We start from the raw sequence: 14,129 nt of genomic DNA, 5'->3' as shown, positions 1-14,129 counted from the left end.
AAGGGAAAAAAGATGAGAAAAGCAAAGCGAACGAAAGCGGTCGTCTATCTACTGCTGGGAGCCTTTGCGCTGGCCGGCTGTACGACAAGCGCAAAAGAAGCCACCGGCCCAGAAGCGCCGGTTTTTGTCCGAACAGCCCAGGCGCAGGAAGGCGCACTTGGCGGTAAAGTATATACCGGAACAGTAATGCCGGACCAAAAGGTTAATATTGTACCGAAAATTCCGGGGAAAATTGCAGAAATGCCCGTAGAAGTCGGTATGCGGGTGAAAAAAGGACAGGTGCTGTTTAGGCTGGAAGATAAAGATTTGAAGAATGCCGTAGTGAAAGCGGAAGCCGCAGTATCGGCGGCGCAGGCGGGCATACGTACGGCGGAAATGGCCCGTGAATCAGGCGTTATCCAGGCAACCGGCGGAGCCGTGCAATCGAAGAGCGGCATGCTGCAGGCCAAGAATAGCATGATTCAGGCTCAAGGGGCCATTACGCAGGCACAAAGTGCGCTTGAGCAAACCGCCCATGCGGTGGAGGACGCCGATACGTCTTTCGATAAAGCGCAGCAGGCGCTGCGGGACGCTACGGTGAATCGTGACCGGATGAAGCAGTTGTTTGAACAAGGGGCGGCTTCCCAGGTGCAGCTTGATCAGGCGGAGACAGCTCTCGTAAACGCAAAGGCGGCTTACCGCAGCGCGGAAATCGCTCGCACGAATGCACGCGAGAAACTGGCCGCGGCCAAAAAGGCGCTTGCTACCGCGCAGAAAGGCTATGATACTGCATCTTCCAGCTATCAGAATGCGAGCGGTGGATATGCGAATGCACAGAAACAAATTGAGGTAGCGCAGAGCACGGCAGCCATCGAGGCAAGCCGCCAGGCGTTGAAGCAAGCTCAGGTAGGAGCAGAGATCGCACGCGATGCACTAAACGACGCTACGGTTGTCTCTCCGATAGATGGCATTATCGGCGCCAAGAATGCGGAGATTGGCGAGATGGTATCCGCCCAGGCTCCGGTCCTTGTCGTGGCTAATCTGAACAGCGTAACCGTACTGACATACCTGCCGGCGGATCAGGTTAATAATGTGCAGCCGGGCAGTCAGGTGCAGGTGAAAGCGGCGGCGTTCGATTATGTAACGACCGGAACGGTGAAAAGCGTTAGCCCGCTTGATGAAAAAGGAAAAGGATACCCGGTACAGATCACCGTGCCGAATCCGGATTTGAAATTGAAATCGGGCATGCTGGCAGAAGTACGTATTCTGGCGCCTGATGCTCGCCGTGGTATTGTCATTCCGGCTTCAGCAGTTGTAAAAGAGAAGGGCCATACGTATGTATATGTACTTGAGGGCAGCGAAGCGAAGCGTGTGGAAGTGAAAGAAGGCGGCGAACAGGGTGCGGAGGCATTGATTACGAGCGGTTTGAAAAAGAATGACCGTGTCATTACGAACAACGTAGCATTGCTGTTCGATCATGCCAAAGTGGAAGTCAGACAATAGGAGAGGGAGGAGAATCGTGTACCGCATGCTGCCGATTCTCCTTTTCCTTTCCGAAACCGTGGAATTAGATGAGAAAATGTTGACTATTTTCTGACGGATTTATATATTGGTAATAGAAGTGAAATGGAAGTCAGCTACAGATAGCGAGTGGTACACACGTGTCTTTGCGAATTGAACACCGTATCGGCAAGCTGGCGATGCAGTTGGCTTTGCTGGAAGAAGACGAGGTTGAAGCGGCGTCTTTTCCTTTTGCGCAGGCAGAGAAGTTAGGATATCAGTTTTGCAAAGGGAAAGTAGGCTCAATGGATGCGCACAAAGTGGTGGCCGCCATTGAAACTGCCGCCAAGAAAGAGCAGATTATCAACGGTTCTCATTACAGGGAGACGCACGCGCTTTATCACGCCATTATTGAAGCGATGCAAGGTGTGACGCGGGGGCAGGTCCAGTTGGGTACCGTGCTTCGTACGGTTGGTCTGAACTTCGCCATCGTACGTGGCAGGCCATACGACAGCGAACATGAAGGCGAATGGATTGCCGTGGCGCTGTATGGCACGATCGGCGCGCCGGTGCGCGGCCTGGAACACGAGACAATGGGTCTTGGAATCAATCATATTTGAATGTCTAATAATCAGCCCATAGCGAACAGATGACAGGGGGCTACATATTGCTTAAGCAAGGCGGTCTATGCCGCTTTATTTGAGCATGTGTAGTCCCCTTTTTGTTTGCCTGGAAGAAGGAGAGTGCAACATATGGTTACATTGAATGGTCATTCTTTAACATTACCACAGGTGCAAAGCGTCCTGTATGATTACGAGCAGGTAGAAGCGTCAGCCGAAAGCATGAAGCGTGTCGAGGAAAGCCGGCGCGCCGTAGAGAAGATCGTGGCGGAGAACAAGGTTGTCTACGGTATCAATACCGGCTTCGGCAAGCTCAGCGATGTATTGATCGATCAAAAAGATGTGGAGAAGCTACAGCTTAACTTAATCCGCAGCCATGCATGCGGCGTGGGAGATCCGTTTCCCGAGACGGTGTCGCGGGCGATGATGCTGCTGCGGGCGAATGCGCTGCTCAAAGGGTACTCAGGCGTTCGCCGGGAAGTGATAGAATGCCTCTTCGCACTGGTAAACTGTCGAATTCATCCCGTTATTCCCCGGCAGGGCTCGCTTGGTGCCAGCGGCGACTTAGCTCCGCTGTCGCATCTGGCGCTTGCGCTGGTGGGGGAAGGCGAAGTTTTCTATAAAGGGCAAGTTGTTCCGGCTATAACCGCACTGCGGGCGGAGGGCATCGAGCCGCTTACCCTCACGGCAAAAGAAGGCCTGGCGCTGATTAATGGAACACAGGCAATGACTGCCATGGGTGTAGTCACATATCTGGAAGCCGAACAGCTCGCATACCAGGCAGAGCTTATTGCTGCAGTAACAATGGAGGGCTTGCGCGGGATTACGGACGCATTTGCGGAAGAGGTGCATATCGCGCGCGGCTATCCGGAGCAGGTTGCGGTGGCAAAGAGGATGCGCGACTATTTGAGCGATAGCCAGCTTACTACCAGACAGGGCCAGCTTCGCGTACAGGATGCATATTCATTGCGCTGTATCCCGCAGGTGCATGGTGCTTCGTGGCAGGCACTGGGCTATGTGAAGGAAAAGCTGGAGATTGAGATGAATGCTGCAACTGATAATCCGTTGATTTTTGACGATGGCGACAAAGTCATCTCAGGAGGGAACTTTCACGGACAGCCGATTGCGCTGGCCATGGATTTCCTGAAGATTGCCATAGCAGAGCTGGCGAACATCTCGGAACGCCGGATTGAGCGGATGGTGAATCCGCAGTTAAGTGGGTTACCTGCTTTCTTAAGTCCGCAGCCGGGTCTGCAGTCCGGGGCAATGATTCTTCAATATTGTGCCGCATCACTTGTTTCCGAGAACAAGACGCTCGCACATCCGGCCAGCGTTGACTCGATTCCGTCCTCCGCCAATCAGGAAGACCATGTCAGCATGGGGACGATTGCTGCACGCCATGCATACAAAATCGTACAAAATTGCCGGAACGTCCTATCCATCGAACTTATTTGCGCGCTGCAGGCGGCGGACTATCAGGGGGTTGAGAAAATGGCCGCTAAAACGAAACAATTCCATGTGATGGCGCGTCAGGTAACGGCACCGCTGGCAGAAGACAGGGTATTCGCCAAAGATATCAAATCCGTAGCAGAGTTTTTGACTCGGACGCCTGTATCGGCGGTGACGGGAAAGCCATTTTTTAAAGAAGTAAGCTGACTATCCCCACTTCAATGATGAAATATACGTCGAAGTATAACCGGAGCGCTGCTGCTCCGTTTTTTTATGGAAGGAAATACCGGTTTCAACAGGAAGGAGGGGTGGAAATATCTTAATGTAAGCTATTTCCTTGTATTTATTACATAAGAGATAGCTTATTTTATTTAAGAAGAAGCGTTCATTAACCAGGGAGAAGGTGGTTTAATTATATGATTAAATTCGAAAATGTACATAAAAGGTACAGCGATGGATACGTCGCTCTTAAAGGAGTAAATCTAGAATGCAAGAGCGGCGAAATCACTGTTTTTATTGGCCCAAGCGGCTGCGGAAAAACTACGACAATGAAATTGATTAATCGTTTGATTAATCCTACTTCAGGAAAAGTATTGGTTAACGGTAAAGATGTTTCTGCTATCGATCCCGTTGAGTTAAGAAGAGGCATTGGATATGTTATTCAAAGTGTAGGGCTCTTTCCGCATATGACGATTGCTGAAAATATCCAGGTTGTTCCCAGGTTGCTTAAATGGGATAAAGAACGGATGGATAAACGAGTGGATGAGTTGCTGAACCTTGTTGGACTGGAGCCGGAAACATACCGCGAGCGGTACCCGTCAGAGCTTAGCGGTGGACAACAGCAGCGCGTTGGAGTAGCCAGGGCATTGGCAGCGGAACCTTCTGTTATCTTAATGGATGAACCGTTTAGTGCACTTGATCCGATTAGCCGCGAACAACTGCAAGATGAGCTTATCCGTTTGCAAAAAGACATTAAAAAGACGATTGTTTTTGTTACCCATGATATGGACGAGGCTTTGAAAATTGCTGACAAAATCGTGTTGATGAAAGACGGTACCGTCGTTCAACAGGGTTCGCCCGAAGAAATTTTACGGCATCCGGCTAACGATTTTGTTAAAGAATTTATCGGTACAAAACGTCTTAAGCAAGTACAGGAAATCCCGACTGCCGAAGAAGTAATGATTAGAAAACCAGTTACTACTTACCCGACTCGCGGACTGGCTGCATCCATTAAGATTATGGAGAGCAGGAAAGTTGACACGTTAATTGTTATTGATGAAGGTGATAAATTGCAAGGATATATCACCATTTATGATGTATTGAGCCAATATAAAGATGAAACGAAGCGGGTTGGTGATATTCTTCGTCCATTTGCTTACGTAGTGGGACCGGACACCATGCTAACGCAAGTCATTGAAATTGTAGATGAGAACAAACTCGCGTATGTACCGGTTGTAAATGAGGGGGGCACTTTACTTGGTGTAATAACAAGAGGGAGCCTTGTCGGGCATATGTCAGAAGTTTATCCTTCGCCTGGGATTGGGGTGTAAGAGATGGAACGGTATATGTTAGTTTTTATTGAGCGGTGGTCAGATCTTTATAACGCCTTGCTTGAGCACATTATGCTTTCTGTAGGTGCGATGCTGTTGGGGTGCCTTGTTGCTATTCCTCTAGGGGTTTACCTGGCTAAAACATCGTCTGGGTGGGTTCGGACATTGTCATTTACCATTACAAACATTTTCCAGACGATTCCGAGTCTGGCGCTGCTGGCTATTCTCATTCCTCTTATAGGTATTGGAACGACGCCTGCGGTTATTACGCTTTTTTTATACTCTTTGCTGCCGATTTTACGGAACACCTATTCCGGATTTCAGTCAATTGATCCGGGGATTATTGAAGCGGCAAAGGCAGTAGGGTATAGTCCCAGCCAGAGATTATTTAAAATTGAATTACCTATCGCTGTTCGTTACATTATGTCAGGTATACGCTTAACTACGGTTTACATTATCAGTTGGGCAACACTGGCTACGGTAATCGGTGCAGGAGGGCTGGGAGAACTTATTGTCGGGGGATTGGCTGTTTATGACAAACCATTGATCTTCGCGTCGGCTGTCCTGGCGATGGTACTGGCCCTGGTAGTTGATTTTGTACTTGCCCTCTTTGAGAAAATGGTTACAAAACGACAACACTCTAAAAATAACTTTGCCTAACACTGGGGGGTTGCTATCAAATGAAAAAAATAACGCTTGTGGCTGCCTTTCTCTCCTTACTGCTCCTCCTTGGAGGCTGTACGCAGGGCAAGTCAGTTACAGTCGGAACTCAGACGTTTACTGAAACTAAAATTTTAGGCTATATGTACAAGTATCTGATTGAAGACCGGAGCGATATTAATGTTGATGTAAAAACTGATCTTTTATCAAGTCCTTTTGTTATTAATGCAATAAAAGAAAATGAGATACAGATGGGTACGGCATATACAGGAGAAATTTTTAACGGTTGGTTTCCGGTTAAACCTTCAAAAGATCCGCAAAACGTGTTAGAACAGGCCAAAAAAGGGTTTGATAAGCACTATGGGATTACATGGATGGACCCCTTAGGGTTTGAAAATACATATGCGTTTACAGTACGGAAAGATGTGGCGGAAAAGTACAATTTGAAGAAAATTTCCGACCTCAAAGGGATTTCTCAAGACATGAAACTGGGCGTAGATACTGCATGGTTAGAGCGTAAAGACGATGGTTATGATGCATTTTCTAAAACATACGGGCTTACATTCGGACAATTGAATCCGATGGAAATCAATCTTGTGTATACGGCTGTGCAGAGTAAAGACGTGGACATTGTTCTTGCCTATTCATCGGACCCGCGGATTGAAGAATTCAACCTTGTGACATTGGAGGATGACAGGAAGTTCTTCCCGCCGTATCTGGCGTCACCCATTGTGCTGAAGGAGACGTTAAAACAATATCCGGAAATCGAACCGGCATTAAAGCCATTAATCGGCAAAATCGATTTGGATACGATTCGAATGCTGAATGCGGAAGTCGATCTTAAAAAACGTGATCCTAAGGATGTTGCGAAAGAATTTCTGGAAAAGCAGGGTCTTTTAAAGCGGAGGTGAAACAATGAGCGACATTACTTTTAATGATGTTCTGAGATATCTTCAAAACAATTGGGATACACTGCTGGCTTTAACTTTTCAACATATAGTCATGGTGTTTACAGGACTGGTGCTGGCTCTTGTCGTCGGTATTCCTCTGGGTATTCTTGCAGCCAGAAAAGAAAAGACAGCACCCGTGATTTTAGCAGTTGCAAACTTAATTCAAGTATTTCCAAGTCTTGCGATGTTAGCGGTTCTGATGGTCTTTTTTGGTATTGGCTTTACTTCTGTTGTAATTGGTCTGTTTCTCTATTCACTGCTACCCATTATACGAAACACGTATGTTGGACTTAAGGAAGTGGATAAAGGGGCAATAGAGGCGGGAAGGGGTGTTGGTATGACGGCATTTCAATTACTGACAAAGGTTCAAATCCCGCTATCTTTGTCGTTTATCGTAGCAGGAATTCGAATTGCAGCTGTCATTGCCATAGGAGTTGCTACCCTTGCTCCATTTATTGGTGGAGAAGGACTTGGGAAAGAAATTTATTCAGGTATCAATTTACGTGATCCCATTAGAATTTACTCAAGCGCCATTCTCGCGGCATTGCTTGCAATTATTGCTGACTTCCTGCTGGGTATAGTGCAGAAACGAGCGAGTGTTGAGTAATGGCAGTACAAAGATACAGTATAAATGCTCCTCTACGAGTTGCGTGCAGTATGCGCAGCTCTTTCTTTATTTACAAATCAATTAAGGTAAATATTTTTTATTAATCCTTTATTAATTATAGATATTTAATAATTGAATTTTTTTATAAATAAAATATTTACAATTATCAATCAATTATAGTATTATCAAGGAAGTATAGGAAATAAAACCAAGATTTTATGGAGGTACATAGTGATCGAGTTTCGCCAAGTAGATAAATACTATGGCAATTTCCATGTGCTGCAGAATATTAATTTAACGATTTCCGAGGGGGAAGTTGTGGTCATTATAGGACCTTCAGGTTCCGGAAAGTCGACGTTGCTCCGCTGTATTAACCATCTGGAGAAAATTTCAAGCGGTGAGTTGATTGTCGATAAAATAAATGTCCATGACCGGAAAACGAATTTGAATGTTTTGCGCCAGGAGATTGGCATGGTGTTTCAGCATTTTAATTTGTATCCGCACATGACCGTGCTGGAGAACATTACCCTGGCTCCTATCAAGGTACGCAAAGTTGCGCGTGCGGAAGCCGAGAAGACAGCGCGGTATTATCTGGAGAAGGTTGGTCTGACGCATAAGGCGGATGCATATCCGAGCGCGCTTTCCGGCGGCCAACAGCAGCGGGTGGCGATTGCCAGGGGCCTTGCCATGCAGCCGAAGATTATGTTATTTGACGAGCCGACATCTGCGCTTGATCCTGAGATGATTGGAGAAGTGTTGGAAGTTATGAAAAGCCTGGCACGGGAGGGAATGACGATGGTTGTCGTTACCCATGAGATGGGATTTGCCAGAGAAGTGGCTGATCGTGTGGTGTTTATGGATCAGGGACAAATTGTAGAAGTGAGCGAGCCGAAAGCATTCTTCGAGAATCCGAAGGAAGAGAGGGCCCGAACCTTCTTGAGCCGTCTCCTGAACCATTAATTTTAAAAATAAAAGGGGGTAAACAAATGAAGAAAAAAGTGTCGGTTTTCAGTGTTGTGCTTATGCTGGTGATGGCTGTGATGCTTGCCGCATGCGGCGGCAAGGAAGTGGATAAGCCTGCGGGTGCGGGCGAGGGAGCGCCGGCCCAAGGCGGCAGCGCTGAGAAAAGTGCCGTAGCAGCAGCGAAAGAGCGCGGCAAGTTGATTGTGGGCGTAAAATATGACACGAACCTTTTCGGAAAGAAAGATCCGGCTGATGGTCAGGTGAAAGGTTTCGATATTGATATTGCAAAAGCGGTAGCCAAGAAAATAATGGGCGATGAGACAAAAATCGAATTGAAAGAGGTAACTTCGAAAACACGCATTCCAATGCTGGATAATGGAGACATCGATGCGATTATCGCTACGATGACAATTACGGAAGAGCGCAAAAAGCAAGTCGATTTCTCTGAGGTTTATTTTGAAGCCGGGCAGTCCTTGCTTGTGCCGAATGATTCTCCGATTACCGGCGTACAGGACCTGAACGGCAAGACTGTCATTGCCGTAAAAGGATCCACTTCCGCAAAAAACATTCGCGAGAAAGCTCCGGAAGCGAAAGTGACGGAATATGAGAACTATGCAGAAGCATTTACAGCCCTGAAATCTAAGAAGGGTGATGTGCTGACGACTGACAACTCCATTCTGCTCGGTATGCAGAAAGAAGACCCGAACTTCAAGCTCGTAGGAGGTCTCTTTACGGATGAGCCGTACGGAATTGCGGTGCGTAAAGGCGACGCGGAAATGCTGAAAGCGGTAAATGAGACGCTTTCCGAACTGAAATCTTCCGGTGAATACGACAAGATTTACGAAAAGTGGTTTGGCGAGAAGCCACCGAAAAAATAAGTGGGAAAGGGCCTGACGGCGCAGTGGCCGCAGGCCCTTTTCTTCCATTAATAATCGAGGAAAAACTTGTGAGGCGTGTGCCGACCGAAGGGCCACAAAGCGGCCGCTTGTCTTCTGTGTGGAAAAAGGATGAGCGGCAGCGCCTGCGGGTTTTTCTTATCTGAAAGAAGGGGTTACAAAGCCTATGCTGCAGACAATACTTGAGATTTGGACGGAATATAACAGCGAGTACATGAGCGGACTGATTACGACATTGAAAATCAGTTTGATTTCTCTGATCACAAGCCTTGCGCTGGGGACCGTCATTGCCATTTTTTGCATTTCACCGCTTCGTATCCTTGTTATCCTCGGCCGCTCCTACATTGAATTCATTCGCAATACCCCGCTGTTAATACAAGTGTTTTTCTTTTATTTTGGTCTCCCGTCACTCGGCGTTCAGATTGACTCTTTTACCGCGGGGACGCTTGGCCTTACGGTGTATACGGCCGCATTTATTTCCGAAGCAATTCGGGCCGGCATTAATTCCATACCGAAAGGGCAGATGGAAGCGGCCCGTGCATCGGGATTGACCTATATTCAGGCCATGTGGTATGTAATTCTGCCGCAAGCATTTAAGATTGTGATTCCGCCGCTCGGCAACCAGTTTATTAACCTTGTGAAAAACTCGTCCATTCTGGGCGTCATTGCAGGAATGGATTTAATGTACCATGCAGATATTGTATCTTCAAATACATTTAACACATTTGAGACATACATTCTGGTTGCGGTTTTTTATTTAACAATTACTGTGCCTTTATCCATCCTGGTGAATTGGCTCGAGCGCCGTTTGAAGCATGCATAAACAGTCAGGGGAAGAAGGGAGTGTAGCGTATGGATTTTGCCGGGGCGTATAGCTGGCCGAATATAAAATATTTATTGGAAGGTTTTCTGGTGACGCTTGAAGTGGCGGCGTTGGCGATTCTTTTGTCTTTTGTGTTCGGAATTATCATTGCGATTATACGGTATACAAAAATCCCGGTATTGTCGCAAGTCATGTTTGTATGGGTGGAAATGATTCGAAATCTGCCGCTGCTGCTGATTATTTTCTTTGTGTATTTCGCTTTGCGCGACGTGGGTATTAAGCTCGAAGTGTTCAGCGCGGCGGTGGCGGCGCTGACAATCTTCGAATCTGCGATGATTTCCGAGATTGTCCGCAGCGGCTTGATGTCGGTGGATAAGGGACAGATCGAGGCTGCCCGTGCGTCGGGGCTGAATTATACGCAGACGCTGCGCTATATTATCCTTCCGCAGGCGTTGCGTCGTATGGTTCCGCCGATTGTGAGCCAGTTCATTTCTTTATTGAAGGATACGTCGCTTGCGATTATCATCGCTCTGCCGGAATTAATGCATAACGGTCAGGTTATTTACAACACGAAAATTACGTATGTAATTCCGATTCTACTGCTAATTGCCGTTATGTATTTTGTGGTGAATTTCAGCCTGTCCGTGATTGCACGAAGGCTGGAGCATTCTCGGTAAACGTAAAAACGAGGGGTCGGATTACCTATCCGTGCCGCCTCGTTTTTTGTTGTTTCAATATTCTTCTTCTATAGTGAATAAGCAGGGGAATAGCTATATATAATGCATAGGCGAAGGACATCCAGGCTGTGAAAGCAATAACCTGGCCGTTAGAAAAACCTGCAAAAAGAAATGAATGATTGGAAATAGAAAAAGTATCAAGGAACAGCCCGGTGACCGTACCGCAAATGGCGAATGTAATGGCGGCATTCGATGATTGGTCAAACCGGATATAAAGCATGGTGAGAATGTATAGAAGCACCGCTGTACCGGCTTCAAGAAGAAACAGAACAAGCCAAAAGCCTTTGGATGAAGGTTCGATAAGCACCTGTTGGCCGAATAAAACAAAAAATAATGTAGCGCCTGCCCATATGAATAAAGCCCATAAGATGGTAAAGGAGAATTTTTTCATTTTTTCTCGCACTCCTCTTCTTTGTTTTTGGTTGCCCGGTATGTAAGGAGCGATTCCAATTCGCTGTATACCTTATCAGCAGGAAATGAATCGGACAGCAACGCCTGAATAGCCAGTCCGTCGACAAGTGCATTTAGCAGGATGCCCCATGTGTCAAAGGATACACCCTCTACAGGGGAGGTGCCCCATAATGATGCAAGCTGTCTGGACAAGGTTTCATTCTCAAAAGAGAGCAGGTTGTTTAGCTGTTCTTTCGTTTTCTCGTGTTGGAAACTGTAAGCCAGTAAAGAGAAGAAGAGTTGATGATAAAACAAATCAGACGTACATCGTTTGTGTGCTCCTTTTAATGCCTCTTGCAGTTTTTGATGACGGGGTGCATCGTTGTTTTCAACCTGCTCCCATGAAGATTCGCATAGATCTTTAACAATTTCGAACAAGAGCTGCTCTTTCGTACGGAAATGATAATACACTGTGCCCTGGGTTACACCGGCACCCTCCGCCACGGCTTTGAGCGTCAGTTTATCCATGCCTTGTTCCACAATGCATGTTTTGGCGGAGTCCAGCAGGTCTCGTTTGGATACGACATTTGGTTTTGCCATAGTATTTTTTCACCTCTATACTAAGTTATTTAAATAACTAACTTGAATTTATTGTATAACAAAGGAAAAGCTCTGTAAATTACTCATTTTTTATGAAAATCATGAAGAAAGAAGGAGAGGGACAGAGGAAATGAGAGCCAGGGGAGAAAAAGGCGCACGCCTTTTTCCACATTACGTTAAATAAAGTTAGAATTAAAAGAAAAGTTTACAGAAAAATAATTTTAATTAATTGAAAAATAGATATTCCCGAAAAGGGTGGTATGATGTTTTTGTATTCTATAGAAAGACACGTGTTCCTGTGGGGTGAACAAAATTATGGGGATGACAGAAAATAAACTTAAAAAGGAAATTGGCTTTACGGTCGCGATGTCGCTTGTAATCGGAACTGTTATAGGCTCCGGTGTATTTATGAAACCAGGCAAGGTCATAGAGTATGCAGGCGATTCGACCATGGCGCTCTGGGCCTGGATACTGGGCGGCATTATTACATTGGCGGGCGGACTCACCATTGCAGAGGTCAGTTCTCAGATTCCTAAAACAGGTGGTTTGTATGTATATTTGGAAGAAGTGTATGGCAAGGTATGGGGGTATTTAAGCGGCTGGGTACAGACGATTATTTATGGGCCAGCGATTATTGGCGCGCTCGGATTGTATTTTGGTTCATTGCTGGCCAATTTATTCTCATTAGAAGGACAGTGGAAGCTATGGCTCGGAATCGGATCCGTCGTATTTCTGGGCATAATCAATAGTATCGGTACGAAGTACGGGGGCATTGTACAGACGTTATCTACAGTCGGTAAGCTGATTCCTATTGCTTTAATTATTGTGTTTGGCATTTGGAAGGGAAACAACGAAGTACTGGGTATCGGCAGCGGGATTTCTAGTACAGAAGTGAGTTTAGGAGCTGCCGTTTTGGCCACTTTGTGGGCGTATGACGGATGGATGTTGGTTGGTTTTGTAGCAGGCGAAATGAAAAATCCGGCCAAGCTTTTGCCGCGCGCCATTATTACGGGCCTTTCGCTTGTGACAGCCATTTATTTGCTGGTGAATGTGGCGCTTCTGCAAGTGCTTCCGGCTGATAAAGTTGTAGCGTTAGGGGAAAATGCGGCGGGAACCGCAGCTTCTGTTTTGTTCGGTGATATTGGCGGTAAACTAATTAGCATCGGTATCCTGGTTTCAATTTTCGGCTGCCTAAACGGCAAAATTCTAACGTTTCCCCGTGTGCCGTACGCGATGGCAGAGCGTGAACAGTTGCCGGGTTCCGGTCTTTTATCGAGAGTACATGATAAGTTTGGTACTCCGGTATACGCGACGACACTGCAAATCGTATTTGCCGTTGTTATGATGATTATCAGCAATCCGGATCGTCTGTCGGAAATCGCGATTTTTTCCGTATATCTGTTCTATATTCAGGCATTTTTTGCGGTGTTTATTTTGCGTAAACGGAATCGGGACGTAAAGCGTGTGTATAGCGTACCGCTGTATCCGCTTATTCCGATTGTCGCCATTATCGGATCTGGCTTCGTTGTAATAAGCACAATCTTTGACAATCCGCAGGATAGTCTTTTGGCGATTGGTATAACGCTAGCGGGATTGCCGGTTTATTTTATGCTCCAACGCGGGCGGGCAAGAAACCGGAAAGAGACGGTCAAGGCGGCAGGATAGTTGGGTTAAACTGTATAAAGGATGGAATGGATAAGCGGAAGAGCAGAAGCTCATATTAAGGAAGAACATTAAGATATGAGCAGGAGGAGACGACCATGCGTGACCAGCAATCCACCATGCAGACGCAAAATCCGATTTCCCAGGCACAGAATGCGGTAAGAAATGCCAAAAATGCAACTGCGCAAATGCAGTCGCATCCGACGTCGCAGACGCTTGAAGGAGCAGAGAATGCAATTGAACAAGCCGAACGCGCTATTGCGCAGGCGCAGACAAGCGAGAACGAAAGGGCGGTAGCCGAGTCAGCCGAGCAACTGACAGAGGCACGTGAACGCTTGGCTCAGGCTCAACAAGTTCAAACACAAGGAAATATAAAATAATGTAGAAATGAAGTGTAAAAAATGATCGCGAAAAAAGCGGTCATTTTTTTATTGACTTTTATATTTAAGATATGATAAATTTAATTTCGTTGCTGCGACAAAAACAAAGTATTGTACAAAGTTAATGAATTTGATACAATATAAAAGTTGCTGTCAAAGCAATATCGAATCAAAAGGCAACAAAAAGTTATTGACAAAAAGATTCGAGTTTGATAAGATATAAAAGTCGCCGCTGAGACATGGCGATATACAAAAAAGAAGTTCCTTGAAAACTGAACAGTACCACTCGATGTGTGCGAGTAAAACAACCCATAAAAGTGTAGTGAATGCTTTTATGGGACCCGAAACAATTTCGTTTCAATT

The 14,129-nt window shown here is 46.3% G+C and carries 15 protein-coding genes; 13 read left to right on the top strand and 2 right to left on the bottom strand.

Translation table 11 applies throughout. The annotated features are described in order from the left end of the window. The first annotated feature begins 12 nt into the window (after positions 1 to 12). From B2899_RS05160 to B2899_RS05110, 11 genes are all read left to right on the top strand, one after another. The gene (locus B2899_RS05160; protein ID WP_286884395.1) at positions 13 to 1,482 is read left to right on the top strand and encodes an efflux RND transporter periplasmic adaptor subunit; all 1,470 of its coding nucleotides are present in this window, start codon (positions 13 to 15) and stop codon (positions 1,480 to 1,482) included. Between the two features lie 158 nt (positions 1,483 to 1,640). After that, entirely contained in the window at positions 1,641 to 2,099 is a 459-nt protein-coding gene (gene hutP, locus B2899_RS05155; protein WP_146809794.1) for a hut operon transcriptional regulator HutP, read from the top strand. 132 nt (positions 2,100 to 2,231) lie between these two features. Next, a complete protein-coding gene (gene hutH, locus B2899_RS05150) occupies positions 2,232 to 3,755 on the top strand; it encodes a histidine ammonia-lyase (RefSeq protein WP_286884394.1) in 1,524 nt (507 codons plus the stop codon). 209 nt (positions 3,756 to 3,964) lie between these two features. Next, positions 3,965 to 5,098, top strand: a complete 1,134-nt coding sequence (locus B2899_RS05145; RefSeq protein ID WP_146809796.1) for an ABC transporter ATP-binding protein — start codon at positions 3,965 to 3,967, stop codon at positions 5,096 to 5,098. A 3-nt stretch (positions 5,099 to 5,101) separates the two neighbouring features. Then, positions 5,102 to 5,758, top strand: coding sequence for an ABC transporter permease (locus B2899_RS05140; RefSeq protein ID WP_146809797.1), 657 nt, complete (start codon positions 5,102 to 5,104; stop codon positions 5,756 to 5,758). A 20-nt stretch (positions 5,759 to 5,778) separates the two neighbouring features. Beyond that, a complete protein-coding gene (locus B2899_RS05135) occupies positions 5,779 to 6,669 on the top strand; it encodes a glycine betaine ABC transporter substrate-binding protein (RefSeq protein WP_146809798.1) in 891 nt (296 codons plus the stop codon). Between the two features lie 4 nt (positions 6,670 to 6,673). After that, the gene (locus tag B2899_RS05130; protein WP_146809799.1) at positions 6,674 to 7,315 is read left to right on the top strand and encodes an ABC transporter permease; all 642 of its coding nucleotides are present in this window, start codon (positions 6,674 to 6,676) and stop codon (positions 7,313 to 7,315) included. A 231-nt stretch (positions 7,316 to 7,546) separates the two neighbouring features. Beyond that, positions 7,547 to 8,275 carry an amino acid ABC transporter ATP-binding protein gene (locus tag B2899_RS05125; protein ID WP_349679041.1) on the top strand — a complete coding sequence of 243 codons (729 nt, stop codon included), beginning with the start codon at positions 7,547 to 7,549 and terminating at the stop codon, positions 8,273 to 8,275. Positions 8,276 to 8,301: 26 nt separating this feature from the next. Continuing rightward, positions 8,302 to 9,156, top strand: a complete 855-nt coding sequence (locus B2899_RS05120) for an ABC transporter substrate-binding protein (protein WP_146809801.1) — start codon at positions 8,302 to 8,304, stop codon at positions 9,154 to 9,156. A 184-nt stretch (positions 9,157 to 9,340) separates the two neighbouring features. Continuing rightward, on the top strand, positions 9,341 to 9,997 hold the full coding sequence (locus tag B2899_RS05115; RefSeq protein ID WP_146809802.1) for an amino acid ABC transporter permease: 657 nt from the start codon (positions 9,341 to 9,343) through the stop codon (positions 9,995 to 9,997). Positions 9,998 to 10,026: 29 nt separating this feature from the next. Beyond that, positions 10,027 to 10,674, top strand: coding sequence for an amino acid ABC transporter permease (locus B2899_RS05110; RefSeq protein WP_146809803.1), 648 nt, complete (start codon positions 10,027 to 10,029; stop codon positions 10,672 to 10,674). A 25-nt stretch (positions 10,675 to 10,699) separates the two neighbouring features. Here the strand turns inward: B2899_RS05110 and B2899_RS05105 are convergent, their stop codons facing one another. Next, the gene (locus B2899_RS05105; RefSeq protein WP_146809804.1) at positions 10,700 to 11,125 is read right to left on the bottom strand and encodes a DUF5367 family protein; all 426 of its coding nucleotides are present in this window, start codon (positions 11,123 to 11,125) and stop codon (positions 10,700 to 10,702) included. After that, complete coding sequence (locus B2899_RS05100; RefSeq protein ID WP_286884393.1) at positions 11,122 to 11,724, bottom strand: TetR/AcrR family transcriptional regulator; 603 nt, start codon at positions 11,722 to 11,724, stop codon at positions 11,122 to 11,124. Before B2899_RS05100 ends, B2899_RS05105 begins: the two co-directional genes overlap by 4 nt. A gap of 315 nt (positions 11,725 to 12,039) precedes the next feature. On the opposite strand from B2899_RS05100, the gene B2899_RS05095 reads away from it, so the two are divergent. Further along, entirely contained in the window at positions 12,040 to 13,389 is a 1,350-nt protein-coding gene (locus B2899_RS05095) for an APC family permease (RefSeq protein ID WP_170230220.1), read from the top strand. Between the two features lie 95 nt (positions 13,390 to 13,484). Further along, complete coding sequence (locus B2899_RS05090) at positions 13,485 to 13,766, top strand: hypothetical protein (protein WP_286884392.1); 282 nt, start codon at positions 13,485 to 13,487, stop codon at positions 13,764 to 13,766. The last annotated feature ends 363 nt before the right edge of the window (positions 13,767 to 14,129 follow it).

Source organism: Aneurinibacillus sp. UBA3580 (assembly GCF_002375825.1).
Classification (GTDB): domain Bacteria; phylum Bacillota; class Bacilli; order Aneurinibacillales; family Aneurinibacillaceae; genus Aneurinibacillus; species Aneurinibacillus danicus.
Note: the sequence above shows the minus strand (reverse complement) of the source record. Positions and strands in the feature narration are given on the sequence as shown.